Source organism: Halorubrum sp. DM2 (assembly GCF_901686465.1).
Lineage (GTDB): Archaea > Halobacteriota > Halobacteria > Halobacteriales > Haloferacaceae > Halorubrum.
Window position 1 is genome coordinate 702,423 of record NZ_LR594487.1, and the last position, 24,104, is coordinate 726,526.

Annotated in this window: 25 protein-coding genes and 1 pseudogene; 13 read left to right on the plus strand and 13 right to left on the minus strand. The window is 67.8% G+C overall.

What is annotated here, in order from left to right:
• Positions 1-11 precede the first annotated feature (11 nt).
• Positions 12-1,373 (minus strand): phosphoribosylamine--glycine ligase, encoded by a 1,362-nt coding sequence (locus QOL69_RS03655; protein WP_283402074.1) that lies wholly within the window; start codon positions 1,371-1,373, stop codon positions 12-14.
• Positions 1,374-1,528: 155 nt separating this feature from the next.
• Between QOL69_RS03655 and QOL69_RS03660 the strand changes: the two genes are divergently transcribed.
• The 9 genes from QOL69_RS03660 to QOL69_RS03700 all read left to right on the plus strand — a co-directional run bounded on the left by QOL69_RS03660 (position 1,529) and on the right by QOL69_RS03700 (position 11,460).
• The gene (locus QOL69_RS03660; RefSeq protein ID WP_283402075.1) at positions 1,529-2,335 is read left to right on the plus strand and encodes an alpha/beta fold hydrolase; all 807 of its coding nucleotides are present in this window, start codon (positions 1,529-1,531) and stop codon (positions 2,333-2,335) included.
• A 1-nt stretch (position 2,336) separates the two neighbouring features.
• Positions 2,337-3,941, plus strand: coding sequence for a class I adenylate-forming enzyme family protein (locus QOL69_RS03665; RefSeq protein WP_283402076.1), 1,605 nt, complete (start codon positions 2,337-2,339; stop codon positions 3,939-3,941).
• 121 nt (positions 3,942-4,062) lie between these two features.
• Positions 4,063-4,764, plus strand: a complete 702-nt coding sequence (locus QOL69_RS03670; protein WP_048076319.1) for a helix-turn-helix domain-containing protein — start codon at positions 4,063-4,065, stop codon at positions 4,762-4,764.
• Between the two features lie 140 nt (positions 4,765-4,904).
• On the plus strand, positions 4,905-6,329 hold the full coding sequence (locus tag QOL69_RS03675; protein ID WP_283402077.1) for an ABC transporter substrate-binding protein: 1,425 nt from the start codon (positions 4,905-4,907) through the stop codon (positions 6,327-6,329).
• Positions 6,329-7,204, plus strand: a complete 876-nt coding sequence (locus QOL69_RS03680) for an ABC transporter ATP-binding protein (protein ID WP_283402078.1) — start codon at positions 6,329-6,331, stop codon at positions 7,202-7,204. The genes QOL69_RS03675 and QOL69_RS03680 overlap by 1 nt, the downstream gene beginning before the upstream one ends.
• Positions 7,201-7,899, plus strand: a complete 699-nt coding sequence (locus tag QOL69_RS03685) for an ABC transporter ATP-binding protein (RefSeq protein WP_283402079.1) — start codon at positions 7,201-7,203, stop codon at positions 7,897-7,899. The genes QOL69_RS03680 and QOL69_RS03685 overlap by 4 nt, the downstream gene beginning before the upstream one ends.
• Positions 7,896-8,924, plus strand: a complete 1,029-nt coding sequence (locus QOL69_RS03690; protein WP_283402080.1) for a branched-chain amino acid ABC transporter permease — start codon at positions 7,896-7,898, stop codon at positions 8,922-8,924. Before QOL69_RS03685 ends, QOL69_RS03690 begins: the two co-directional genes overlap by 4 nt.
• Positions 8,920-10,278: a branched-chain amino acid ABC transporter permease gene (locus tag QOL69_RS03695; protein WP_345782490.1), complete on the plus strand. Its 1,359-nt coding sequence runs from the start codon at positions 8,920-8,922 to the stop codon at positions 10,276-10,278. The genes QOL69_RS03690 and QOL69_RS03695 overlap by 5 nt, the downstream gene beginning before the upstream one ends.
• 111 nt (positions 10,279-10,389) lie before the next feature.
• On the plus strand, positions 10,390-11,460 hold the full coding sequence (locus QOL69_RS03700) for a 3-oxoacyl-[acyl-carrier-protein] synthase III C-terminal domain-containing protein (protein ID WP_283402082.1): 1,071 nt from the start codon (positions 10,390-10,392) through the stop codon (positions 11,458-11,460).
• A 421-nt stretch (positions 11,461-11,881) separates the two neighbouring features.
• Here the strand turns inward: QOL69_RS03700 and QOL69_RS03705 are convergent, their stop codons facing one another.
• The 7 genes from QOL69_RS03705 to QOL69_RS03735 all read right to left on the minus strand — a co-directional run bounded on the left by QOL69_RS03705 (position 11,882) and on the right by QOL69_RS03735 (position 17,781).
• Positions 11,882-12,292 (minus strand): MaoC family dehydratase, encoded by a 411-nt coding sequence (locus tag QOL69_RS03705; protein ID WP_283402083.1) that lies wholly within the window; start codon positions 12,290-12,292, stop codon positions 11,882-11,884.
• A gap of 126 nt (positions 12,293-12,418) precedes the next feature.
• Entirely contained in the window at positions 12,419-13,651 is a 1,233-nt protein-coding gene (locus QOL69_RS03710; RefSeq protein WP_283402084.1) for an FAD-dependent oxidoreductase, read from the minus strand.
• A gap of 178 nt (positions 13,652-13,829) precedes the next feature.
• Entirely contained in the window at positions 13,830-14,063 is a 234-nt protein-coding gene (locus QOL69_RS03715; protein WP_048076313.1) for a YgaP family membrane protein, read from the minus strand.
• A gap of 77 nt (positions 14,064-14,140) precedes the next feature.
• A complete protein-coding gene (locus QOL69_RS03720; protein ID WP_283402085.1) occupies positions 14,141-15,748 on the minus strand; it encodes an FAD-binding domain-containing protein in 1,608 nt (535 codons plus the stop codon).
• A 244-nt stretch (positions 15,749-15,992) separates the two neighbouring features.
• Entirely contained in the window at positions 15,993-16,397 is a 405-nt protein-coding gene (locus QOL69_RS03725) for a helix-turn-helix domain-containing protein (protein ID WP_048076311.1), read from the minus strand.
• A gap of 171 nt (positions 16,398-16,568) precedes the next feature.
• Positions 16,569-17,627 carry a sulfite exporter TauE/SafE family protein gene (locus QOL69_RS03730; protein WP_283402086.1) on the minus strand — a complete coding sequence of 353 codons (1,059 nt, stop codon included), beginning with the start codon at positions 17,625-17,627 and terminating at the stop codon, positions 16,569-16,571.
• The gene (locus tag QOL69_RS03735) at positions 17,617-17,781 is read right to left on the minus strand and encodes a DUF7512 family protein (RefSeq protein ID WP_195155692.1); all 165 of its coding nucleotides are present in this window, start codon (positions 17,779-17,781) and stop codon (positions 17,617-17,619) included. The genes QOL69_RS03730 and QOL69_RS03735 overlap by 11 nt, the downstream gene beginning before the upstream one ends.
• 262 nt (positions 17,782-18,043) lie before the next feature.
• On the opposite strand from QOL69_RS03735, the gene QOL69_RS03740 reads away from it, so the two are divergent.
• Positions 18,044-18,886 carry a universal stress protein gene (locus tag QOL69_RS03740; RefSeq protein ID WP_283404205.1) on the plus strand — a complete coding sequence of 281 codons (843 nt, stop codon included), beginning with the start codon at positions 18,044-18,046 and terminating at the stop codon, positions 18,884-18,886.
• 13 nt (positions 18,887-18,899) lie between these two features.
• Here QOL69_RS03740 and QOL69_RS03745 read toward each other — a convergent pair whose 3' ends face one another.
• From QOL69_RS03745 to QOL69_RS03760, 4 genes are all read right to left on the minus strand, one after another.
• Positions 18,900-20,075 carry an inorganic phosphate transporter gene (locus tag QOL69_RS03745; RefSeq protein ID WP_048076310.1) on the minus strand — a complete coding sequence of 392 codons (1,176 nt, stop codon included), beginning with the start codon at positions 20,073-20,075 and terminating at the stop codon, positions 18,900-18,902.
• Positions 20,076-20,090: 15 nt separating this feature from the next.
• Complete coding sequence (locus QOL69_RS03750) at positions 20,091-20,552, minus strand: YeeE/YedE family protein (protein ID WP_048076469.1); 462 nt, start codon at positions 20,550-20,552, stop codon at positions 20,091-20,093.
• A gap of 130 nt (positions 20,553-20,682) precedes the next feature.
• A complete protein-coding gene (locus QOL69_RS03755; protein WP_048076309.1) occupies positions 20,683-21,240 on the minus strand; it encodes a YeeE/YedE family protein in 558 nt (185 codons plus the stop codon).
• A gap of 8 nt (positions 21,241-21,248) precedes the next feature.
• Positions 21,249-22,442, minus strand: coding sequence for an MBL fold metallo-hydrolase (locus tag QOL69_RS03760; RefSeq protein WP_283402087.1), 1,194 nt, complete (start codon positions 22,440-22,442; stop codon positions 21,249-21,251).
• 244 nt (positions 22,443-22,686) lie between these two features.
• Between QOL69_RS03760 and QOL69_RS03765 the strand changes: the two genes are divergently transcribed.
• The 3 genes and pseudogenes from QOL69_RS03765 to QOL69_RS03775 form a co-directional block, all read left to right on the plus strand.
• Positions 22,687-22,932 (plus strand): sulfurtransferase TusA family protein, encoded by a 246-nt coding sequence (locus tag QOL69_RS03765; protein ID WP_283402088.1) that lies wholly within the window; start codon positions 22,687-22,689, stop codon positions 22,930-22,932.
• Positions 22,933-22,934: 2 nt separating this feature from the next.
• Positions 22,935-23,507, plus strand: a complete 573-nt coding sequence (locus QOL69_RS03770) for a DsrE/DsrF/DrsH-like family protein (protein ID WP_283402089.1) — start codon at positions 22,935-22,937, stop codon at positions 23,505-23,507.
• Positions 23,508-23,657: 150 nt separating this feature from the next.
• Positions 23,658-23,867: pseudogene (locus tag QOL69_RS03775) on the plus strand (S9 family peptidase); the annotation flags it as partial.
• Between the two features lie 19 nt (positions 23,868-23,886).
• Here QOL69_RS03775 and QOL69_RS03780 read toward each other — a convergent pair.
• Positions 23,887-24,099 carry a DUF6199 family natural product biosynthesis protein gene (locus tag QOL69_RS03780; protein WP_048076304.1) on the minus strand — a complete coding sequence of 71 codons (213 nt, stop codon included), beginning with the start codon at positions 24,097-24,099 and terminating at the stop codon, positions 23,887-23,889.
• Between the last annotated feature and the right edge of the window lie 5 nt (positions 24,100-24,104).

The following is a 24,104-nucleotide window of genomic DNA, read 5'->3' on the forward strand; positions in this document are numbered from 1 at the left end:
CGCGGCGGGCGTCAGGGCCCGAGGTATCCCCACGCCTGAAGCCGGTCGCCGTCGCCGTCGATCCAGCGCTCGCCGATGTCGTCGCGGTAGTACATGTTCGGCATGACGACGTCGTCGATGCGGTCGTACGCCTGCTCGCGGGCGGCGCTCATCGTCTCGCCTTTCCCGGTCACGACGATTGGCATCCCGCTCTCGCCGGCGACGCGCCACTGCCCGTCGACCTGCTTCGTGTCCTCCAGATGGATTCCGTCGGGGGCGACCCCCGACGACGTCACGCTCGCTCCGCTCGCGTGACTCCCGTCGCGGTGCTCCGTCTGGAAGACGACCGCCGCGTTCCGCGAGCTCTCGTCGTACGTCTTCTCGTCGTCGAACGGGAACGGCGGGAGGACGACCCTGACGGCGATCTGGTACCCGCCGTGGACCTCCGGCTCGGGGGCGTTACCGTGGGCGAGGTCGTAGAAGAACTCGCCGGTCGAGGACTCGATCGACTCCTCCTGTAAGGCGATGGTCGGGTAGCCGAACCGCGGCGTGAACTCCAGCGGGTAGATCCCCGTCTCGTTGACGATACAGTTGATGTCGATGCTGCCGACGTACCCCTCGTCAGCGAGCCACCCCTCGATCCTCCCGAACGTCTCCTCGAACAGTCGGTTCCGGCCGGCCCAGAACATCGACGTTCCCATCTCGCCGGTCGACGGGCCGATGTTCCCCGGGAACAGCTTCTTGTGCTCGAAGTTGAAGTTGACCCGGTCGACGAACTCGTCGCCGTCGAAGAAGCCGCAGATCGCGACCTCGACGCCCTCGACCTTCCGCTGGAGCTGGAACCCCTTCATCCGGTGGCCCCACGCCTTCTTGTACGCCTTCAGGACGTCGATCACGTCGCTGCCGTCGTCCTCGTTGCCGACGTACAGCAGCCGCTTGACGTTCTGGACCTCGCCGAGCGGCTTGATAACGTACGGGGCGGGGTTCTCGCGGACGTGCTGGATCCCGGCGTCGAACTCGTGGAAGACGTGGTGTTCGACGGTGTTGACGCCGTGGTCTTCGAGGACCTCCATCGCGTAGCCGCGGTCCTCTTCGAGTCGGTCGGTGTTCGGCGTTCCGCCGACCACCGCGTGGCCCTCCTCACGGAGCTCCTGCGCGAGCGCGCCGGTCCCCACGTCGGAGCCGACCCAGATGTCGTCGAAGATTATCACGTCGGCCCAGTCGACCTCGGCGCGCCAGTCGTCCGTCTTGGGGACGAAGCCGTCACCGATCTCCTGATCGCTTTCGGCCTCGATGTAGTACTTCACGGCGTGACCCTCGCGGTGGACCTGCCAGGCGAGGTCCGTGATAAGCGCCGCGTCGGCCGAGACGAAGAGGAAGTTCGCTGCGTCCATACCCGGCCGTCGTCGGGAACAGACTTGAGTGTAGGTGTGTGTATGGATCTCGAGTGACGCCGGCGTGTCGGCGGCGTCTCGGAGGGGCTGTCCTCGGCGGGTCGGTTGAAACGTTAACGCTCGGGTTGATGGAGGACGGCGTGGTCGATCCGGGTATGCCAACTGTGACACGTGACGGCGTGACGATCGATTACGCCGTCGACGGGGACCCGTCGGGACCGGCCGTGCTGCTGCTCGAAGGGCTCGGGTACGGCCGGTGGATGTGGCGGTGGCTCGCCGAGGCGCTCGCCGACGACTACGAGGTCCTTCGACCCGACAACCGCGGCACGGGGGACTCGGACGCGCCCGAAGGACCGTACACCGCCGCCGAGATGGCGGCCGACGCGAGCGCGGTCCTCGACGATCGCGGGGTCGACGCGGTCCACGTCTGCGGCGCGTCGATGGGCGGGATGATCGCGCAGGAACTCGCGCTCGGCGACGACCGCGTCGCCTCCCTGACGCTGCTGTGTACCTCGCCGGGCGGCGAGGAGGCGGCCCCCACGCCCCCGGAGGTTCAAGAGCACATCTTCGCCGCGCCCGAGGACGCCGACCCCCGCGAGCGGATCCGGTACCTGATGGAGCCGGCCGTCTCCGAGGGGTTCTACGACCGCGAGCCGGAGCTCGTCGAGGACATCGTCGACTGGCGGCTGGCGGGCGACGCGACCCCGGCGGGCCGCGAGGCGCAGGTCGCGGCGGTGGCGGCGTTCGACGCGAGCGACCGGCTCGGCGACCTCGACGTGCCGGCGCTCGTCCTCCACGGAACCGCGGACCGCGTCCTCCCGGTCGAGAACGCCGACCTGCTCGCCGAGCGCCTCCCGCACGCCGACGTGGACCTGTTCGACGGCGGGCCACACCTCTTCTTCATCGAGGAGCGCGAGCGCGTCAACGACCGGATCCGGGGCTTCCTCGGCGAGGTCGCCTGAGATGGCGACGGAAAACGATCCCCGGGCCGAGGACCGCGAGAACGAGTCCGACGCGGACTCCGACCCGCGACCGCACCCGCACGGCGACCGCGGCTACGAGTGGGTCGGCTCGCTGTCCGCCCGCCGCGCCGAGCTCTCGCCGGACAGGGTCGCCGTCACCGACACCGCGGCGAACGCCGAGTACACGTACGCCGAACTGGACGAGCGCGCCAACCGCACCGCGCGGTTCCTCCGAGAGGCCGGGGTCGACGCGGGCGACCGGGTCGCCGTCGTCTCCCGGAACCGCGTCGAACTGGTCGACCTGTTCTTCGCGACCGGCAAGACCGGAGCGGTCCTCGCGCCGCTCTCGCACCGGCTCGCGGAGCGCGACCTCGCCGCCGTGTTGGGCGCGGCCGACCCCGAACTGCTGCTCGTCGAGACCCCGTTCGAGGGCGACGTGGTCGACGCCCTAGAGCGGGCCGACGTGGAGCCGGCGGTCCGGGCGATCCCGACCGACGGCGACGACGCGTGGCGGCCGTACACGCAGGACCTCCCCGCGGACGGCTCCCCGGTCGAGACCGCGGACGTGTCGCTCGCCGACCCGCACCTCCTCTTACACACCGGGGGGTCGACGGGGACGCCGAAGGAGACCGTGATCAGCCACGGCGCGATCCGGTGGAACGCGTTCAACACGATCACCGCGTGGGGGCTCCGGGAGGACGACGTGACGCCGATGGTGTTCCCGATGTTCCACACCGGCGGGTGGAACGTCCTCACGGTCCCGTTCTTCCAGATGGGCGGGCGCATCCTGTTGAGTCCCGAGGTCGACCCCGGCCGCGTCCTGCGTGACGTCGAGCGCGAGTCCGCGACGACGCTCGTCGCGGTCCCCGCGGTGTTGCGCATGATGACTCGCCACGACGACTGGGACGACGCCGACCTCTCCTCGCTGCGGTTCGTGAAGAGCGGCGGCGGTCCCTGCCGCGAGGGCGTCATCGACGCCTGGCGCGACCGCGGCGTGGAGATATCGCAGGGGTACGGGCTCACCGAGTGCGGACCGAACAACTTCGCGATGCCCGACGGCTTCCCGCCGGAGAAGACCGGAAGCGTCGGCGTCCCGGCGCTCGCGGTCGACGCGCGCGTCGTCGACGACGACGGCCCGGTTCCCGACGGCACCGTCGGCGAACTCGAACTCGCCGGGCCGGCCGCGGCCGACGGCTATCGGAACGAACCGGAAGAGACCGCGGAGACGTTCGGCGACTGGGTGTCGACCGGCGACCTCGCGCGCGTCGACGAGGACGGCTACTACCACATCGAGGGGCGGAAGAAGAACATGTTCGTCTCCGGCGGCGAGAACGTGTATCCGCCCCGCGTCGAGGACGCGCTCACCGATCTCCCCGGGATCGAGGAGGCGGTCGTGATCGGCGTCCCGAGCGAGCGGTGGGGGACGGTCGGGAAGGCGGTCCTCGTCGGCGACGAGTCGCTGACCCTCGACGACGTCGAGTCGCACCTCGCCTCGCGGGTCGCCCGCTACGCGGTCCCGAAGGAACTCGCGTTCGTCGACGAGATGCCGACCTCGGGGCCCTCGAAGATCGACCGCGCGGCGCTGAAAGAGCGGTTCGGCGGGTAGGGCGGAGCGGTCGGGTCGCGTTCGTCTCTCCGCGACGGCCGCCGAGACCGTCCGTGACCGGCCGCGCTGGCCATAATTCTACAGGAACAACCATTATGTATGTACGGGATAAGGACGGAGCATGCTCGACGTCACGATGGATATGGAGCAGTTCGACTGCCCGTTCATCGACACCTCCGCCGACCACGACGTCGCCTTCTCCGCGATGCACTGGCAGCTCGACACGGCCGCCGAGCAGCTGGAGACGCGGCTGCTCGTGGAGTCGCCGGACCGGTACGAGCTGGGCGAGGGGCTCTCGGCGCTCCGCGACCACGAGAACATGGCCGAGTACCGCCTGTTCTCGAAGCAGGACGGGACCGCCATCATCCGCACCGTCATCGAGGAGACGAATGCCATGTCAACGATAACCGACCACGGCGGCTACATCACCGGCCCGTTCCGCATCGCCGACGGCTCCGAGCGCTGGCAGGTCGGGTTCGACGACGAGGCGACGACGGAGGACGCGCTCCACGACCTGGAGAAGGGCAACGAGTTCGTCGTCGAGGACCGCTCCGAGCTGTCGATGGAGGCGCTGTTCGACACGATGCGGAACGCGAACGCGGCCTCGACGATGCTGGGGGCGTGCCGCGACCTGACCGATGTCGAGCGGGAGACCATCGAGACGGCCGCGGACGAGGGGTACTTCGAGTCGCCGCGCGAGGCGACGCTGTCGACGCTGGCCGACGAGTTCGATGTCTCGACGGCCGCCGTCTCGAAGAACATGCGCCGCGGTGAAAAGAAGCTCCTCCGCAGCGTCGTCGAGGCGCTCGACCGACTGGAGTAGCCCCGACGCGAGAGACCCCACGGTCGCGGAACCGATATTCGGCGCTTCAGCGCCGAAAGTGAGGGTAATCCGGAGATTTCACGTGGGCTGTTAACATCTTAACTCGGCCCTTCATTGTGGTGTCCGTTCTCGGATCGTGTATGCGAGACGACCACACACGGCGATCGTACCTGCGACGAACCAGCGCCGCGGTCGGCGCAGCCGGACTCACCGGGCTCGCCGGCTGTTCCGGCGGCGGAGACGGCTCGGACGGCTCGGACGGCTCCGACGGGGGAGACGGGATGGACGGGGGAGACGGCGGGGATGGCGGCGACGGCGACCTCTCCGGCGAGACGATCCGGATCGGCGCGCTCCAGCCGACCTCCGGCGACCTCCAGTACTACGGACAGATCAGCCTGCGCGGGTTCTACTCCGGGCTGGCGTACAAACACGACCTCGACCCAATCCAAGAGGCGACGCCGGGGACGTACACGGTCGAACCGGACGGGGGACCGACCTACGAGATCATCGTCGAGGACACCGGTTTCAGCCCGGACACGGCCCAGAGCGTCGCGACCGACCTCGTGGTCGACGACGAGGTCGACGTGCTGTTCGGCGGCACGTCCTCCGACAGCGCGCGCCGCGTGATCGACACGGTCGTCGACGAGACGGACGTTCCCTACCTGATCGGGCCGGCCGCCGACGCCGGCATCACGGTCAGCGACGAGTTCTGTCATCCGCTGGCGTTCCGCGCGAGCGAACACACCGCGATGGACGCCCGCGCCGGCGGGACGTACGTCGCCGAGAACTTCGACATCGACACGGTGGCGATCTTCGCGTCCGACAACGCGTTCGGACAGAGCGTCGCGAGCAACTACGCCGAGGTGTTGGAGGCCAACGGCGTCGACGTCCTCGAACCGCGGTTCGTCGAGGTCGGCTACTCCGAGTTCGACGGGCTCTTCGAACAGGCCGTCTCCGACGGCGCGTCGGGCGTCGTCGGCGGCTTCACGGCGTCGACGCTGCCCCAGTTCCTCACGTCGGCGATCTCGTACGACGTCCAGGTGTTCGGCGGGTTCGCGGCGCTCCTGACTACGCAGCTCATCGGCGGCACCATCCAGTCGGAGTTGGGCGAGGACTTCACCGCCCAGGACATCAAAGACGCCGGTCTCGGGCCGTTCACCAGTCGATACCACTGGAACCAGTACGAGAACCCCATCAACGAGGAGTTCCGGCAGATGCACATCGACGCGTACGGGATCGTCCCCGACCTGTTCAGCTCCGGGACGTTCACGGCCGCGTCGGCGCTCTCGCAGGCGGTCTCGGAGGCCGGCTCGACGGACGGTGCCGACGTCGCCGACGCGCTGCGCGGGATGACGGTCGCGGACACGCCGAAGGGGGCGGACGGGTACACGTTCCAGGAACACAACAACCAGGCCGCCTCGCAGATGACCGTCGCGTGGCCCGTCCCGACCAGCGACGAGTACGCCGACACGTGGGACGCGCCGATCATGCCCGGCGAACCGGAACAGCGGCTCGACGCCGAGGACGTGATGGTCCCCGAAGAGGACGCGAGCTGCTCGCTGTAATGCTGTTAGAGACCGAGGGGCTCACGAAGCGGTTCGGCGGCATCACCGCCGTCGACGGCGTCGACTTCGACTTAGAGGCCGGCGAGCTCTGCTCGATCATCGGCCCGAACGGCGCGGGGAAGACGACGTTCTTCAACCTGCTCACGGGCGTGTTGGAGCCGTCCGACGGACGCATCCGGTTCGACCCGCCCGGCCGCGCCGACGGCGACGCGTCGGTCGACATCACGGCGGCCTCGCCGGACGAGACGGCGCTCGCGGGGATCCACCGGTCGTACCAGATCACGAACCTCTTTCCGACGCTGTCGGTGCTGGAGAACGTCCGCGTCGCGGCGCAGGCGAGCCGCGGGAACGACTCCTGGAAGCTGTGGCGCAACGTGGCCGAGTTCGAGGACCACTACGCCGAGGCGACCCGAATCCTCGAACGGATCGGGCTGGCGGGCGAGGCCGAGACCGTCACGGAGAACCTGAGCCACGGCGAGAAGCGCAGCCTCGAGATCGGCGTCGCGCTCGCGGGGGACCCGGACCTCCTCCTGCTCGACGAGCCGACGGCCGGCGTGTCGAGCGAGGGCGTCGAGGAGGTCGTCGCGCTGATCGAGGACGTGGCCGCGGACCACTCGGTGATGCTCATCGAACACAACATGGAGGTGGTGATGGACATCTCCGACCGGATCGCGGTCCTCCACCGCGGGGAGCTGATCGCCGACGGACCGCCCGAAGACGTGCGCGGAGACGAGGTCGTTCAGGAGGCGTACCTCGGCGGCTACGGCCGCGAGGGGTCCGAAGACGGATTCGCCGAGAGCGAGACCGCGACCGACGACGGGGACGCCGCCGCCGACGGCGGCCGTCGCGTCCGCGCCGGGGGTGAACCGCGGTGACGATCCTCGAACTGGACGGCGTCCACACCTACTACGGCGAGAGCCACATCCTCCAGGGGCTGTCCCTGTCGGTCGAGGAGGGAGAGATCGTCGCCTTAGTCGGGCGGAACGGCGTCGGGAAGACGACGACGCTCCGCACCGCGCTCGGGCTGACGCCGCCGCGCGAGGGGACGGTCCGGTTCCACGGGACGGACGTGACGGGGATGGAGCCGCACGCGATCGCCGCCCGCGGGATGGGATGGGTTCCCGAGGAGCGGCGCGTGTTCTCGCACCTCACGGTCGAGGAGAATCTCCGCGTCGCCGCGCACTCCGCGGCCGATCCGGACGCGCGGGTCGCGGAGGCGTACGAGCTGTTCCCGGCGCTCGACCGCTTCAGCGACAAGGAGGCGGGCGACCTGAGCGGCGGGCAACAGCAGATGCTCGCCATCGCCCGCGGCATGGCCGGCGACAACGACCTGCTGCTCGTCGACGAGCCGAGCGAGGGGCTCGCGCCGCAGATCGTCGAGGACGTCGTCGAGGCGCTGCGGGCGGCCTCCGCGGACACGACGATGGTGCTGGTCGAACAGAACTTCCGGCTGGCGATGGATCTCGCCGACCGGTTCTACCTCGTCGACCACGGGGCCGTCGTCGAGGAGGGCGACACCGCCGGCGTCACGAGCGACGACGAGCGCATCCGGAGGTACCTCACCGCATGAGCCTCGGAGCGCTCGCCGCCGTCGACCCGAGCACGCTGCTCGCGACGGGCGGCGCGGTCGACGGGCTTCGGACGGCCGCCCGCGTGCTCGCCGAGGGGATCGGCAAGGGCGCGGTGTACTTCACCATCGCCGTCGGGCTGACGCTCGTCTTCGGGCTGATGGGCGTGCTCAACTTCGCGCACGGCGCGGTCGCGATGGTCGGCGCGTACCTCGGCGGCCTCGTCTTGGTCCTCGTCGTCGGCGCGAACACCGGCTCGCTCGCGACGATACTCGTCTTCTTCGTCGCGCTGGCGGTGGTGTTCGCGGTCACCACCGCCGCCGGCAGCGCGATGGAGGTGACGCTCATCCGACCGATCTACGACCGGACGCCGACCTACCAGATCCTCTTGACCTTCGGCGTCTCGCTGGTCATCGAGGAGATCGCCCGCATCGTCCTGACGCTCCGCGGGATCCAGCCGGACCCGCAGTGGCAGGCACCGATGGCCACCGCCCCGGACGTGCTGTTGGGTCGGACCGAACTGCTCGGGATCGGGGTCAGGCGGCTCTACCTCTTCGAGATAGCGATCGGCGCGCTCGTCGCGGTCGCGGTCTGGGCCTTCCTGACGAAGACGCTGTACGGCCTGTACATCCGCGCCGGCAGCGAGGACACCGAGATGGTTCAGGCGCTCGGCGTCGACGTGCGGCGGGCGTTCACCGTCGTGTTCGGCGTCGGGACCGGCCTCGCGGCGGTCGGCGGCGTCCTGCTGATGTGGGACCCGATCTGGGGACCGAGCGTCCTGTTGAGCATCGACGTCCTGTTGTACGCGTTCGTCGTCGTCATCATCGGCGGGCTGGGGAGCTTCACCGGGACGCTCGCCGCGGCGGGCATCGTCGGGGTCGTCGACTCGGTGACGACGTGGCTGTTCACCACCGGAATCGTCACCTTCCCCGGCCTCTCCGAGGTGACCATCTTCCTCCTGCTCGTGGTGATGCTGATCATCCGCCCGCAGGGGCTCTACGGCGTCGAGGAGGTGGGGGGCCATTAGCGACCCCGACACCCCCGCCGAGGCGAGCGACGATGCCGAGGCGAACCCCGACGGCGAGACGAGCGTCGATGCCGAGGAGAACGCAGATTCCGGAGCCAGCACTGACCTCGCGGCCCGCGGCGACCGCGGCCTCCGCGAGTACCTCCGGGATCACGTCGTTCACGCGGCCGTAATCGTCGGCTTCCTGCTGTACCCGCTCGTCTACGAGGCGCTGCTCGCGACCCCGGCCGCGCCGTTCGCGGAGACGTTCCTCCCGGCGATCACGTTCATGGTCGTGGTGTTGTACATGGGGCTGTTCGCGATGAGCTTCGACTTCGTCAGCGGGTACACCGGTTACCTCTCGTTCGGTCACGCGGCGTTCTTCGGGACCGGCGGCTACTTCGTCGTCCTCGCCGCGAACGGACAGGTGCCGGGGGTCCCCGGTGGGACGCCGTTCATGATAACCCTGCTTCTGGGCGCGGTGTTGGCGGGCCTGCTCGCACTCGTCATCGGGTCCGTGTCGTTCCGGCTCACCGGCGTCTACTTCGCGATGATCACGCTCGGGTTCGCGCAGGTGATCTACGAGCTGATCCGCTCGTGGGGGTACGTATCGACGAACCCGACCGAGGGCGCGACCGTCAGCGGCGACGCGCTCGCGATCGGCGTCCCCTACGTCGATCGGCTCAGCCTCGACGTGGGACGGCTCACGGGCGAGAGCGTCGAGAACCTGCTCGGACTCGGGATCGACCTGTCCGCGACGGTGGTCTCGTACTACGCGCTCGGGATCGTCGTCGTGGTCTGCTACTTCGCGATGCAGCGGATCGTCCACTCGCCGTTCGGGCGCGTGATGATCGCGATCCGCGAAAACGAGGAGCGGGCCCGCGCCGTCGGCTACGCGACCTACCGGTTCAAGCTGGCCGCGTTCGCCATCAGCGGGTTCTTCGGGGCGATCGCGGGCGGGATCTTCGCCGCCTACTCGCGGTCGGTCGCGCCCGACAGCACGTTCTACTTCCTCGTCACCGCCGACGCGCTGATCACGACGATCGTCGGCGGGTTCGGCACCCTCGCGGGACCGGTGTACGGGACCCTGTTCAACCAGGGGCTCGAAGACGTGCTCTCCACCGAGAGCGGCGGGATCGCGACGCTGCTGCGCGAGGGACTGCCCGCGGGCGTCCTCGAAGCCGAACTCTTCGGGGTCAGCGTGGAGCTGTTCGTCAACACCGCGGTCGACGGACGCGCCCCGCTGTACCTCGGGATCGTCTTTGTGCTGTTCGTGCTGTTCGTCCCGAACGGCATCCTCGGGACGCTGCGCGACCGGCTCGGCGGCACCGTCGGGAAGCGGCTCCCGGACCACCTGCGGCGCTACCTCCGGTAGCGTCGCGGGCCCGCGGCGATCAGCGACTCACCAACACATGACACGCGCCACGCGACGAGACGGACCGAACCGAACCGCCCGAGCGAGCGAGAACCGCGCCGGAGCGAACCGATGACCGTCGGGATCACGGGGATGGGGACGTACGTCCCGGGCGAGACAGTTAGCGGCGAGGCCATCGCGGCCGAGAGCGGGATCCCGGAGGAGGTCGTCGTCGAGAAGATGGGCGTCCGGGAGAAACACGTCTGTCCGCCCGACGGCGACCACGCGACCGACATGTCGGTCGAGGCGGCGGAGGCCGCGCTCGCGGACGCGGGCGTCGAGCCGGCCGATCTCGACCTGATTGTCTACCACGGCTCGGAGTACAAAGACCACGTCGTCTGGTCGGCGGCCGCGGCGATCGCAGACCGGCTCGGCGCGACGAACGCGTACGCGACCGAGAGCTACACGCTGTGTGCGGGCGCGCCGATCGCATTGCGGCAGGCGCGCGCGCAGTTGGAGACCGAACCGATCGAGACCGCGCTGCTCGTCGCCGCCAGCCGCGAGGAGGACCTCGTCGACTACGCGAACGAGGACAGCTCGTTCATGTTCAACTTCGGCAGCGGCGCGAGCGCGTTCGTCGTCGAGGCGGCGGACGGCGATCCGGCCGACCCGGACGACGGCGAGGGGACCGCCGCGGACCCCTTTGAGGGCCGATCCCGGGCGATCGTCGAGGCGAGCGCGGCCGAGACCGACGGCTCGTTCGCCGACGACGTGGTGATGCCCGCGGGCGGGTCGAAGCGCCCGCCGAGCGCGGAGACGGTGCGCGAGGGGCTCCACACGCTCGACGTCCCCGACCCCGACGGGATGAAAGAGCGGCTCGCGCCCGTCTCGCTGCCGGCGTACCTCTCGGTCGCCGACGAGGCGCTGGACCGCTCCGGGTTCGACCGCGACGACCTCGACTACGTCGCGCTCACCCACATGAAGCGCTCGTTCCACGAGCGCGTCCTCGACGAACTCGGACTCGACCCCGCGAGCGACGGCTACTACCTCGACGAGTTCGGCCACGTCCAGAGCGTCGATCAGGCGCTCGCGCTGGCGCGCGGCGTCGAGACCGACCGCCTCGAAGCCGGCGACCTCGTCTGCCTGCTCGCGGCCGGAACCGGCTACACCTGGTCCGCCACCGTGCTCCGCTGGCTCGGCTGACCGTTTATGAATAGCCGATGAGCGATCGACGGCGAACCACTCTGAAGCCCCAGCCGCTCGGCTGTACGATGCTGTGATTGCTTATAAATCAGTTATCGACGCGAACCACTCCGAAGCCCCAGCCGCGAGGACTCGCGCGACTCGCTGCGGTCCTCAGTCGCTCGCGGTGCTCGCTCCTTGCGGTCCTTGCTTCGCCGTGCTTCGTCCTCGCGGCTGCCCCTTCGAGTCCCACCCGACCCCGACCGCACAGCCCCGCACCTCACGCCTCCCCAGCCTCGTCAGTCGCCGTCGCTCCGCTCCGGCGACTGACTCCCTCGCACGGCGCTCCTCGCGCCCTGTCGGGCGCTCGGAGGCGCGCGCCACCGCTAACTGTCGTGCGTTTATATCCTCTGTCGGCCGGCCGGTCGCCTTCGGCGGTCGGTCAGTCACCGCCTCCGTGCGGGACCGACAACACCGTCGCCTCCCCGGAAAGGACCCGCTCGTCGCGCTCGGGGACGGTCGCGGTCGTCTCGACGGCGAGCCGGTCGCCGCCGAGGTCGTCCGTGACGCGGACGGTCGCCTCGACCGTCTCGCCCGGAAAGACGGGGTTCTCGAACGAGAGGTCCTGCGAGAGGTAGACGATGTCGCCCGAGAGCCGTGCGAGCGCCCCGGAGACGACCGCGGCCGAGAGGATCCCGTGCGCGACGCGGCCGCCGAACATCGTCTCGGTGGCGTACTCGTCGTCCACGTGGATCGGGTTCTCGTCGCCGGAGAGCGCGGCGAACGTCTCTATCGTCTCGTCGGTGATCGATACCGCGTGGGTCGCCGTCTCGCCGACCGTCGCGACTGGCATACCGATCGGTCGCGCCGCCGGGGTCTCAACCCCGTGGTTCAGCCTCGAACCCCGGAAGAACCTCGCGGTGGCGGCGCGGTCGCAGTCGAGCGGTCTCACGGCGGCGGGGCGGCCGTTGCCGGCCGCTCAGTCGTCGGCGGGCGCGCCGACCACGTCGCTGTCCGTCGGGTTCGGGCCGCCGTACGCCGCGACGAGCTCGTCCAGTCGTTCCGGGTCGTCGGCGTGCGCGAGCGGCTCGGCGGCGGTCTCGCAGGCGGCCTCGACCCCCAGCCGCTCGCACACCTCGTCGACTGTCGCCTCGGCCATCCGGCGGTACGTGGTCAGCTTTCCGCCCACGACGCTGTACAGTCCGGTCGCGCCGTCGCGTTCGTGGTCGAGCAGGGTGAAGCCCCGGGAGATCCCGCGGCGGTTCTGCCCCGCCTCGTCCGGCGCGTACAGCGGGCGGACCCCCCACCACCGCCGGACCTCGGGCGCGTCGGCGACCGCGGGGAACATCGCGGCGCACTCCTCGACCGACCGCTCTACCTCCCAGTCGGCGGTCTCGTAGTCGTCGGGGTCGGAGACGGGGACGCTCGTCGTCCCCAGCACGACCTCGCCGTCGTGCGGCACGACGATGTCGCCGTCGTCGGGGTCCCGACACCGGTTCAACACCGGCTCCAGCCCGTCGTACGCGACCGAGACCATCACGCCGCGGCTCGGTGCCATCCCGATCTCGACGCCGGCCATCTCGCCGATCGCGTCCGCCCACGCGCCGGTGGCGTTGACGACGACCTCCGGCGTCAGCGTCGCGTCCACCGCGCCGCCGACGCGCACGGCGTCGACCGCGCCGTCGGTGACGGTCACGTCCTCGACGGGCGCGTGCGGGTGGACGGCGGCCCCGTGTCGCTCGGCGTCGGCCGCGTTGGCGGCGACCAGCCGCGACGGGTAGATCACGCCGTCGGGGACGGCGAACGCCTCCGCGACCTCGTCCGCGAGCCCCGGCACGCGTTCGCGCACCGCCGCCTCGTCGAGCCGCTCCGTCTCGATCCCGACCTCCTCACAGGCGGCGATCTTCTCCGCGAAGTACTCGGGGTCGTCGCCGTCGAGCCGGACAAACAGGCCGCCGGTGTCGCGGACGCAGCCGCCGGCGATAGCGCGGAGCGTGCGGTTCTCCTCGAGACACTCGCGAGCGCCCTCGGGGTCCGCCTCGGCGTACCGGGCCCCGCTGTGGAGCAGCCCGTGTGAGCGCCCCGAGGTGCCGCTCCCCAGCCCGCCGCGGTCGACGAGCGTCACGTCGACGCCGCGGATCGCGAGGTCCCTCGCAATCCCCGTCCCGGTCGCGCCGCCGCCGATCACGAGGACCGTCGGACCGTCGCTCACGCGCCCGTCACCCCGGTCGAATCGGCGGGTCGGTCCGCCGCGGAACGCTGTCGGTTCGGGTCGCTATAGAACATGCGATTGATACGCGCTCCGGCCACTTGAGGGCGTCGTCGGATTAACCAAGGATACGTACTCAAGAGCGTCCTGCGGCCGCAATTCGTCGCTTTTGACGCCCCGCTCAGCGCGAGTCGCCCGCGTCGGCCGGGCAGGTGTCGACGCCGAGCAGGCTGTACATGCCGCAGGTCCCGGTCGCGGCGGTCGCGAGCATCATGAGCGCGACGACGCCCAGCACCGGGGCCGCGAGGGCGGGAAGAGGGCCGACGCTCGCGAGGGTCGCTATCGAGGCGACACCGGCGACGGCACCGATACCGGTTCTGACCCGCTTGTCCGTCGCACCGACGTTCTGGTACATACAACACAATACGACGCACAACCGTATGAACCTTTCCACCCCAGCCGAACCCGTCCGCGCCATCCGGGTTCGCCGGCTCACTCGAAATCGCCGAGGTCGGCCTGTACTGACTCGGCGCTCGCGCTCGATCCCGGCAGATCGCCGTGGTCGGCCGCGATCGAGCGAGCGGCCCCCAGTCCGCCCGACAGCGACGCTCGGCGCGCGATCGCCTCGTCGGCGAGGCGGGCCGCGGCCGCGCCGTGGACTGCCCCGTACCGGTCGCGGAACTCGCTTCTGGCCGCCTCGTAGTCGACGACGGGGTACGGGTACTCCTCCCCGATCCGGACGCCGACCTCGCGCTGGACGGAGAGGGGGGTCTTCTCGGGGGCGTCGAGGTGCGCCGCGGGGAGCGGGTCGAGTTCGGGGACCCACCGCGTGACGAACTCGCCGTCGGGGTCCTGATCGCGGACCTGCTTGCGGGGATCGTACAGCCGCAGGCCGGGGCGACCGACCAACCCGCACTGCGACTGCCACTGGGTGTAGTTGATCGCGGGGTCGCCGTCGATCAGGTGTCGGTAGAAGTGGTCCGCCCCGATCCGCCACGGCTGCTGGAGTATCTGGAAGTAGCAGCTCGCGCACAGCGCCCGCATCCGGAAGTTGAGCCACCCCGTCTCGCGCAGGCAGCGCATGCTGGCGTCGACCATCGGGAACCCCGTCTCGCCGCGCTTCCACGCCGCGACGAGGTCGGGGTCGTGCCGATCGCGGTTGAACCCGCGGTAGACGGGATTGACGGCCTCGTCGAGCCACCCCGGCCAGTCCAGCAGCTTCTGGGTGTAGTGGCGGTTCCAGAACAGCCGGGAGACGAACATCGACTTCCCGCGCCCGTCCGGCGCGCGCTCGTCGACGTGCCGGTGGACCTCGCGGACCGAGAGACAGCCGAACCGCAGGTACGGCGAGAGGCCGCTCGTCCCCTCGCGGGCGTCGACCGGCGAGGAGATCGATCCCGGGTAGTCGGCGATGCGCTCGGTGAACGCGCGGAGCTTCTCCCGCGCCGGACCGCGACCGCCGGTCGGGACGCGGGTCTTCGCGGACGCGACGCAGTACGCCTCGCTCACGCGCTCGGGGTCGACCCCGGTGTCGAGTCCGTCGACCGCGACCGACCGGGGGTCCCAGTCGAACGGGTCGTCCGCGAGCCACGATTCGACGCGATCGCTCCACCCGTCTCGGGGGCGGTCGGCGTCCCGGACGAGGCCGTCGCCCGCGACGAATCGGACGCCGAGTTCCTCGCGCGCTCGCGCGTCGCGTCGCCGACCGTACCGGCCGGTCGGACTCGCGGCCGCGACGACGTCCCACCCGGCGTCGACGAACCGGGCGAGGACGTCGAGCAGGTCGCCGTGGGCGTACGTCAGCCCCGCGCCGCCGACGTCGCGGTACTGGCGGTCGAGGTCGCGCAGGCAGTCGTGGAGGAACTCGATCCGGGCGTCACAGGCGATCCCCCGCTCGTCGTAGAAGCCCGGGTCGAAGACGAAAAGCGGCAGCAGGCGGTCGGACTCCGCCGCGGCCGCCGCCACCGCCGGGTTGTCCGCGATCCGCAGGTCCTTGCGGTGCCAGACGACGGTCCCCGGCGACTCCGACTCGGTCGCGGCTGCCGCGACCGCTTCCCGGTCCGGCGTGGTCGGGAGCGGAGCGTTGTCCGGCGAACCCATCTCGTCGTGGCCTTCGGCGCGTCCGACAAAGGGTCTGTCGGCGGTCGTCGGACCGCCCTCGACGGTTCTCCGGGAAACGTTCAACACGGTCCCGACGCCCGATTCACGTAGTCGCCGAACCTAGCTGAGACTCTTGACGCTGGGCTCAGTTGGTCGAAAAACGGTCCAGACAGCAGAGGCGAAACAAGCGTGTCGTGCCGCATCAATGCTGCTGCGTCGACTCGTACGGGTGAGAAGGACGAGGTTAGCTTTCTGTAGCGGGAGCCGAAGTCTCGGCCTGCTCGTACTTGGTCTCGAACTCCTGGATGAGCTGGCCCATCTTGGCGTACCAGTCGTTGAGCATCCGCTGCATCTCGTCGGTGATCTTCGACGGGTCCGTCGGCGAGTAGACGTGGTAGTAACCGCCCTGATCGTAGTTGATCTGCTCCTTCTCGATGAACCCCGTCTGGAGTAGGCGCTGGACAGCCCGATACGCGGTCGAGCGCTCTCGATCCACGCGCTCGGCGAGTTCATCAACGGTCAGCGGTTCCCCTGACTCGACGAGCACCTGGTAGCACTCTCTGTCGAGATCCTTGAGCCCGTGGAAGCACTCCAACAGCCCCTCACACGCCATGTCCTGACGGAGCTGTTCAGCCATCGAATCTGGCATTGTAATCGATCCTACGTAAGTCCGCAGGCGTTAAAAGATTTTTGTACAGATTGTACAATTTTGTGGCAAACCTAGTAAGTGCGAGAGAACAGTACGAGGACCGCATTCGGTCCACTGAGAGTATGGAGTAAATCGACGAACCGATCGAATAGCGGATTGACGCGTAACAGATTAGTCTGCGGCTGTAGTCGCCTGACGACGGGTTGTACGGAGTGAGGCAACCGTCGTGTAGAGGATCGCGAAGGCGACGACGACTGCCGCGCCGATGACGAGCACCAGTCCGACCAGTTCGAGCGTCGAGTTACCGAGGTAGGACCCGACCTCGCCGATACCCACCGCGACGGCACCGATCAACAGCATCCCGCCGAAGTAAATCTTGATGCCGTCAGCGTCGACGACGGCAGTCGCGGCGGACCCGATACGCGCCCCGAGCGCGCTGCCGAACAGCAGCGGAGCGACGATACCGAGGTTCACGCCGCCGCCCTGTCCGTAGAGGTAACTCCCGAGGCCACCGGAGAAGACGATCTCGAAGAGGTCGGTGCCGACGGCGACGGGCACCGGGACGCCGATCGCGTAGATCATCGCCGGCATCCGGATGAACCCGCCACCGACGCCGAGGAAGCCCGATAGGAGGCCGGTCGCGAAGGCGACGGCGGTGATGACCCACGCGGAGACGCGGACGTCACCGCGAAGCGTCACCATCGGCGGAACTCGGACGGTCTGCTGAATCGTCTTGGCGACTTCGGGAATCTCGTACTCGCTGAGGTCCTGATCGGCCGCCTCGTGGTCGGTCCCACTCCCGCCATCACCGTTCAACGCATCGCGGGTCACCATCGCGCCGACACCGCCGAGCAGAACGACGTAGGCGACACTGATGATTCCGCCAGCGAGCCCAAGAGATTCGAGGTAGTAGACGCTCGCGCGACCAACTTCGATGCCGATCGTCGTCCCCGTGATCATGATCGCGCCGAGTTTGTAGTCGACCTGGCCGAGGTCGTGGTGTTTGAGGGTCGCGATGACGGCCGTCCCGAAGACGAACGCCATCCCGCTGCCGACCGCGACGGGAGCCGGATAGTCCAGCATCAGCAAGGCAGGGGTGACGAGGAAGGACCCGCCCATGCCGAAGAACCCGAACAGGACTCCGACGACGAGGCCGAACCCGACGAACAGTGCCAGCATCTCGGGGCTGGTCCCCAAGATCCCGAGCCCGTCAAGTAGGCTACTGAGCACTCGCTTCACCTCCGACCAAGAGTTTCATGAGATACGGACCGAAGAGCCGTTCGAGACCACCGTAGCCGACGTACAGCACGATCGCTTCCAGTAGAATCGTGCCGATTAGCAAGGCCGTCTCCGGGTCCCACGTGGGAATCTCTAGTCCAGCCATCGATCCTCCCTCCGACTTCCCAATACGGTAATTCGCTGTTGGCACATTTCTGCTCAATTCCTCCTACCTCCTTCGTGCCTATAATGGTTTTGGGGTTACTATACAATACTATATTCCGGTAACCTCGGTTGGAGTACTGATAACTTACAGAAAACGTATGACTCTCCGGCAGGTCCGAAATTGAGCGGTGTACGTCTCGAGAGTAGACTACCACCTCAGGTTCCCCAAAACGGTGTTGTCCCTGCTCAGCGAAGGTGTCGACATGAGGGCCCTATGCGCGACTGATCTTTCGGCCGCGAGCGAGGCTGCGATAGAGAACGAGACCTGTCTCACGTGCCTGGCCCGTATTGGTGTCGACACGATCCATCTCGTGACAGTCGTCCCGGCGAACGTCCACTCCGGGATGCCCGGCGTGAACTTCGAGGAGCGGCGTCGACAAGGACTGGACCAATATCGCCAGGTGATCGAAGCCGCAGGGTTCGACGTCGAGACGCACGTCGTTCGCGGAACTCCCTATCGACGAATCAATGGCATCGCCGAAACCGTACACGCCGACCTGTCTGTCGTCGGATCGAGAGGGCAGAGTCCACTGAAGAACCGCATTATCGGTTCGACCGCACGGAACCTCGCACGGACGACCGTCGTGCCGTTATTGGTCAATCGCGTCGAGCGGGCAACAGACGAGCCCGATGTCCTCCGGGAACATCTCTTTCAGCGGATTCTCTTCGCGACGGACTTCTCGGAGAACGCCGACCGAGCGTTCGACGCCTTCTCATACCTCCGTCACGCGACCGAGGAAGCAACGCTCGTTCACGTTCGGTCGCCGAAAGACGAGGGCGTCGACGATGTCAATCCACGAGAACAGTTGGCCGATCACGCGAGTACACTCGAAAACTGGGATATCGAGACACGGATCGAGGTCCGACAAGGAGACCCAGCTGCTGAAATCCTTTCCGTCGAAGCGGAGGTAACGCCGTCGACGATCCTCGTCGGGTCGAAGGGGCGAAGTCGTATTCGCCGGCTCCTGTTGGGTAGTGTCTCTGAAGAGATCGTCGCACGGGCGACGGGAAACGTCTTCCTCGTCCCGCCGCCCCGAGCAGTCTGAGAAAAACAGGCGACTACAACAGCAGAAGGCTAGCGGCGTACGCGACACCGAAAGAGATCACGAACGACCCCACCCACGCTCCTACAGTCAAGAGTATTTTCCGACCGTCGACGGCGTTCCACCCGCCGACGGCCGCGCCGCTTCCGATGATCGCACTGACGACGATTTCGTTAAACGAGACTGGCACACCCAACAGGACGGCCAGCTGTGCGATCAGAAACGACGGGACGAGCGCGGAGATAGCGCGTCGCGGCCCGAGCGACGAGTAGTCCTGCGCGAGCGACTTGATCATCCGGGGAGCGCCCGTCCACGAACCCGCAAGCATCCCCAAGCCACCACCGACCAGCACCACGACTGTCGACACCATCTCAATCCCCCCTAGGAGTGGGATCAGGGGCCCGACTGCGAGTCCGACCTGACTGCCGCCCGCGGAGAACGCAACGAGTGAGCCGAGAGTGAGCAGCACGCGCTCTAGCCCTCCATGTTGGTCGCGACCGACGTCCCACCAGACGACGGCAGCGACAGCCACGGCGACACCACCAGTCACGACGAGCGCCGACGCACGGCCGTCGACTGCCAGTATCTGCTGTCCGGCTTCCCGAAGGGTTCCTGTGGAATTCTCCCCACCGAGGAAGCTGAACTCGATGTTCACGAGAACAGCGGTGACGAGCCCGACGAGAACGGGGATACTGTATCGTTCAGGGACGTCAGGCCGCGGGAGCAGACTCGCAATTGCGTACGCGATCCCGCCACCCACGAACGGCGTCAGCACCCAGACGACCGCGATCTGCTGATACTTCGCCCAGACCGGCGTCCCGCCGAGAGCGAGGCCGACGCCGATGACGGCACCGGTCACGGTGAATGCGGTCGCAATCGGGTACCCGGTGATGATGCCGACGGCCATCAGGCCAGCCCCCAGCACTAACACGAGGATAACGCCAGCAACGGGCATGCTCATCCCACCGACGAGTCCATTTCCGACAGCTTCCGAGACGTTTCCGCCCTGCGTGACAGCGCCGGCGAACCCGAAAACTCCGACCAGTAGCGCGGCTCGCATCGTCCCGATGGCGTTTGCCCCGACGGCGGGGGCGAACGGGGTTGCACCGCTCGATCCAGCGCCGATGACCCACGCCATGAACAGACTGGCGAGCGCTGCCCCGATGAAGAGGGCGATGAGAGCGGGGTCCATTGAGAGGGGAAGAAGTTAGTCGCCGCCCGCTGGGGCGGTGTCACGTGCCTGACCATGGCTGCGCCAGTAGCCCTGAGCGTACGCGCCGAGGAACATCCCGGCGAGCGCCCAGAGGATAGTGACGTTGCCGACGCCGAGGCTCGCGTACGCTGCCCCGGGACAGATTCCGGAGAGTCCCCAGCCAACGCCGAAGATGGCTCCGCCGACGAGGACGTTCCGGTCGAACGGCTTCAGCCGCCGCTCGTAGGGGTTACCGGTGAGCGGCGCGGCATCTCGAATCCGGGGGAGCAGCGCGAACGCGACCCCGGAGACGATAGCGGCACCGAACATCACGAACGGCAGGCCAAGGTCGTCGAACTGGAGGAAGTTCAGCACGACCTCCGGGCGCGCCATGTGGCTGAACCCGAGTCCGAACCCGAAGATCAGGCCGCCAATGAAGATCAGCGGCTTGAACAGCGGATGTCGGTCCTCGCTCACGCGTCGCTCCCTCCGGTCGCTCCCGTTCGCGCGTTCCGAGACGCTCCCCGCTCACGGGTCACGTTCGTTCCCCGTTCGCGTTTCGAGGCGCTCACTTCGTTCGCACCCCGCTCCGCTCGCGTCTCGCACATCACGGGCTCACCCCCAGTGCGCCGACGACTTGTGCCGTCCCGATCGCCACCGTCAGGAACGTCAGGACGCCGACGAGGGAGGTCTTCGACGCCGAGCCGACGCCACAGACTCCGTGACCGGACGTACAGCCCTTGCCGACGCGGGTCCCGACCCCGACGAGGATGCCGCCGAGGAACAGCCGCCACGGCTGGACGTCCGTCGTCCAGAGCGTGACGCCGGCGACCTCGTACAACTGTCCGGTGGTCCCGGGTTCGTACAGGGAGCTCGTGACCGCTCCGGACTGGAACGTCGCGGCGAAGGCCAGCCCGCCGAGGATGATGCCGGCCGTGAATACGAGCCGCCAGTCCCGCGAGGCGACGTACTGCTGGAACCGCGACTGACCGGAGACGTACGACAGCGTCGACTCGAGGAACGTGCTCGCCCCGGCGGGGATGCCCGTTCCGAGGTAGATGACGACGGTGCCGAGCCCGACGAGTAGCCCACCGACGGCGTACCGGCTGATCCCGTTGGGGAACAGCTCGGCGATGAGTTGGAGCGGGACTGGATCAATCACCATTGGCGTCGTTAGTCACCCGCGAGCGACTCCTGGCTCGCCGCGCAGTTGTTGGGGCCGAGTTCGAGCGTGAACGCTTCCTCGTCGTCGACGGCGTTCTGCCCGAGGTTCGTCGCGATGATGTCCTCGTAGTTGGCCGGCCGCGGCGGCATGTCCGAGAGGATCAGGTCGACGAACTCCTGTTCGTCCATCGTGAGCGCGTCCATCTCCTCGACGAGGTCGCCGATAGGGGCCGTGTAGGTCCCGTCCGCGGCTGGCTCGGCGGCGTCGCTGAAGTGTGCGCCCCCGATCAGCGTGTCGTCGGGCAGCGTCAGCACGCGCTCTTGGAGGGACTCATAGAGTATGCGGGCCGCATCCGGCGCGCCGTCGTCGCCCTCTTCGAGGTCGGGGCGAGCGACGCTCTCGACGAACAGCCCGTCACCGGTCGCGAGCAGGCTGCCGTCGACGAGATACGAGGTCATCCCGGTGGTGTGGCCGGGCGTGGAGACGGCCTCGATTGTGGCGTCGCCGACCCGGAAGGTGTCACCGTCCTCGGCCGCGGTCAGCTCGTCCGCGTACGTGACGCCGCGGTCGACGGCCGCCTCGGGGATGACGCCCTCGACACCCTCGTCGTCGAGGGCACGCACGCCCGAGATGTGGTCGGCGTGGACGTGGGTGTCCAGCGCGTACTGGAGGTCGACACCGAGGTCTTCAGCATCGTCCAGGTAGCGGTCGGTGAACGCGCGCAGCGGGTCGATGATCGCGGCTTCGCCGTCGTCGTAGAGAAGGTAGCCGAGACAGCCCGAGGAGGGGCGCTGGTACTGGAGGAGCGTGCCCGCGCCGTCGTAGTCGGTGACTTCGACGGTCTCGTAGATGCTCGCCCAGCCGTTCATCCCGTCTTCGAGGTGGTCGATGTCGTAGCCCCGCTCCGCGAGCGTGCCCGCGACGTACTCGCTGGCTCCGCCCTTCGCACACAGGACAGTCACTTCGCGATCGTCGGGGATCTGGTCGAGGACGTCGTCGTCGATCTCGTCGTCGAGGAACTCGAAGTACGGGACGTTGATCGACGTGACGTTCTCGCCGTCGATACGCCACTCCTCGTAATCGGATCGCATGCGGGCGTCGAGGAGCGTCATATCCTCGCCAGCGTCGATGCGGTCTTTCAGCGTTTCCGGCTCGACCGACGCGACTTCGACGTCAGGAGTCGGGAAGTCGTCAGCGTTCATGTTGTACAGTCGCTCCTACCGGCCGGATACACAAAAGGATTCTCATAGTATTCCCCTAGCTAAACAATACTACCTGAGGAAGGAAAACCAAAAATCTCTAATTAAGCCGTATATGGGTTAATGAAGCCATTTCTAAGATTCTCGTCCCCAATTAGTAGTTTGTAGCAGACACAATAATCAACAATCTTTTAGTCGGGCGGGAGGTATTGTGCGATAGCTCCAATACAGACGGAGCAGATAACCAATGAGTGCTGAATACGACATCGCGGAGACGCTCGACGTGAAAGGCGCATCGTGCCCGATGCCTGTGGTGAAGACGAAAGGCGCTATCGACGACCTCGCGGCCGGCGAGGTCCTCAAAGTGTTGGCCACCGATCCGGGCAGCATGAGCGACATCGACGGCTGGGCGGCCGGCACTGAGGGCGTCGAGCTCGTTGATCAGGAAGAGGGCGACGACGTGTACAAACACTACGTGCGCAAGACGGAGTAACGATGAGCACGGACACACCCGACGCGTCGGCCGATGACGCGCCCTCGCGTGCGGAGCTGGCCGCCCGCGTCGACGAACTGGAGGACGCGCTCGCAGAAGCCACCAGTGACGACGACGGCAAGAAGATGAGCATCATCGCGACGAAGGGGACGCTGGACATGGCGTATCCCCCACTCATCCTCGCCAGCACCGCCGCCGCCTTCGGCTACGAGGTGACCGTCTTCCACACGTTCTGGGGGCTGGAGATCCTCCACGAGGAGCGCTCGAAGAACCTCAAGCTCAGCTCTGTCGGCAACCCCAACATGCCCGTGCCGAACGCCGTCGCGGCGCTCCCGGGCATGGACCGCGTGACGACGAAGATGATGGAGAGGAAAATCGCGGATAACGACACTGCCACCATCGAGGAGCTCATCGAGACGAGCCTCGACATGGGCGTGGAGTTCCAGGCCTGTCAGATGACCATCGACCTGATGGATTACGACGAAAGCGAATTCTACGACGGCGTCACCACGGGCGTCGGCGCGGCGACAGCCCTCCAAGACATGGCCGACGCCGACATCCAGCTCTTGGTCTAATCACAGAGGCACGAGGCGGAAGCCCACGACTTCAGTCGTGGGAGGAAGCCGACAAAATGCTACACAGTCCACACAGTACAATTGTACAGCCTGGAATCGAAGATATAGAACGCTATCGGCGACCATTGGCGGCAGGAGCTGCGATTCGCGGTGCCCGTCTCGCGGACGCGCATCTCCCGCGGCGCGCTCGATGACGCCGGCTTCGAGGAGGGCGTCGACTACGAGTACGAGGAGCTGGGTGAGGAGGGGCACGGCTCCGGCGACATCGACCAGAAGATCCCGTCGCTGGAGCTCCTCGACGACTTCCTCGACCGCCGGATCGGCGCGGAGCGGACCGCCGTCGCCTCGCTGGACGACTGAGCGGACGGCGCGGACCCCGTCAGCCGGTGAGGAGTTCGATCAGGCCCAGAAACACCATCCCGATCCCGACAACGCGCGTAAGGTCGACCTTCCACTCGGCGGGTTCGACTTCCGACCACGACCGCTTGCTCCCGATCGAGTCGATCCGTTCTTCGAACCGCGCGAACTCGTACGGCCAGATGGCGTGCGGGATCCCGACCGCGAGCAGGAGGAGGGCGAGACCGAGGTACACGTCGG

What these genes read in the sequence shown, in the direction of transcription:
- QOL69_RS03655 (WP_283402074.1), bottom strand. Translation starts at nt 1,373, where the DNA reads ATGGACGCAGCGAACTTCCTCTTCGTCTCGGCCGACGCGGCGCTTATC.
- QOL69_RS03660 (WP_283402075.1), top strand. Translation starts at nt 1,529, where the DNA reads ATGCCAACTGTGACACGTGACGGCGTGACGATCGATTACGCCGTCGAC.
- QOL69_RS03665 (WP_283402076.1), top strand. Translation starts at nt 2,337, where the DNA reads ATGGCGACGGAAAACGATCCCCGGGCCGAGGACCGCGAGAACGAGTCC.
- QOL69_RS03670 (WP_048076319.1), top strand. Translation starts at nt 4,063, where the DNA reads ATGCTCGACGTCACGATGGATATGGAGCAGTTCGACTGCCCGTTCATC.
- QOL69_RS03675 (WP_283402077.1), top strand. Translation starts at nt 4,905, where the DNA reads ATGCGAGACGACCACACACGGCGATCGTACCTGCGACGAACCAGCGCC.
- QOL69_RS03680 (WP_283402078.1), top strand. Translation starts at nt 6,329, where the DNA reads ATGCTGTTAGAGACCGAGGGGCTCACGAAGCGGTTCGGCGGCATCACC.
- QOL69_RS03690 (WP_283402080.1), top strand. Translation starts at nt 7,896, where the DNA reads ATGAGCCTCGGAGCGCTCGCCGCCGTCGACCCGAGCACGCTGCTCGCG.
- QOL69_RS03700 (WP_283402082.1), top strand. Translation starts at nt 10,390, where the DNA reads ATGACCGTCGGGATCACGGGGATGGGGACGTACGTCCCGGGCGAGACA.
- QOL69_RS03705 (WP_283402083.1), bottom strand. Translation starts at nt 12,292, where the DNA reads ATGCCAGTCGCGACGGTCGGCGAGACGGCGACCCACGCGGTATCGATC.
- QOL69_RS03715 (WP_048076313.1), bottom strand. Translation starts at nt 14,063, where the DNA reads ATGTACCAGAACGTCGGTGCGACGGACAAGCGGGTCAGAACCGGTATC.
- QOL69_RS03720 (WP_283402085.1), bottom strand. Translation starts at nt 15,748, where the DNA reads ATGGGTTCGCCGGACAACGCTCCGCTCCCGACCACGCCGGACCGGGAA.
- QOL69_RS03725 (WP_048076311.1), bottom strand. Translation starts at nt 16,397, where the DNA reads ATGCCAGATTCGATGGCTGAACAGCTCCGTCAGGACATGGCGTGTGAG.
- QOL69_RS03735 (WP_195155692.1), bottom strand. Translation starts at nt 17,781, where the DNA reads ATGGCTGGACTAGAGATTCCCACGTGGGACCCGGAGACGGCCTTGCTA.
- QOL69_RS03740 (WP_283404205.1), top strand. Translation starts at nt 18,044, where the DNA reads ATGAGGGCCCTATGCGCGACTGATCTTTCGGCCGCGAGCGAGGCTGCG.
- QOL69_RS03745 (WP_048076310.1), bottom strand. Translation starts at nt 20,075, where the DNA reads ATGGACCCCGCTCTCATCGCCCTCTTCATCGGGGCAGCGCTCGCCAGT.
- QOL69_RS03755 (WP_048076309.1), bottom strand. Translation starts at nt 21,240, where the DNA reads ATGGTGATTGATCCAGTCCCGCTCCAACTCATCGCCGAGCTGTTCCCC.
- QOL69_RS03760 (WP_283402087.1), bottom strand. Translation starts at nt 22,442, where the DNA reads ATGAACGCTGACGACTTCCCGACTCCTGACGTCGAAGTCGCGTCGGTC.
- QOL69_RS03765 (WP_283402088.1), top strand. Translation starts at nt 22,687, where the DNA reads ATGAGTGCTGAATACGACATCGCGGAGACGCTCGACGTGAAAGGCGCA.
- QOL69_RS03770 (WP_283402089.1), top strand. Translation starts at nt 22,935, where the DNA reads ATGAGCACGGACACACCCGACGCGTCGGCCGATGACGCGCCCTCGCGT.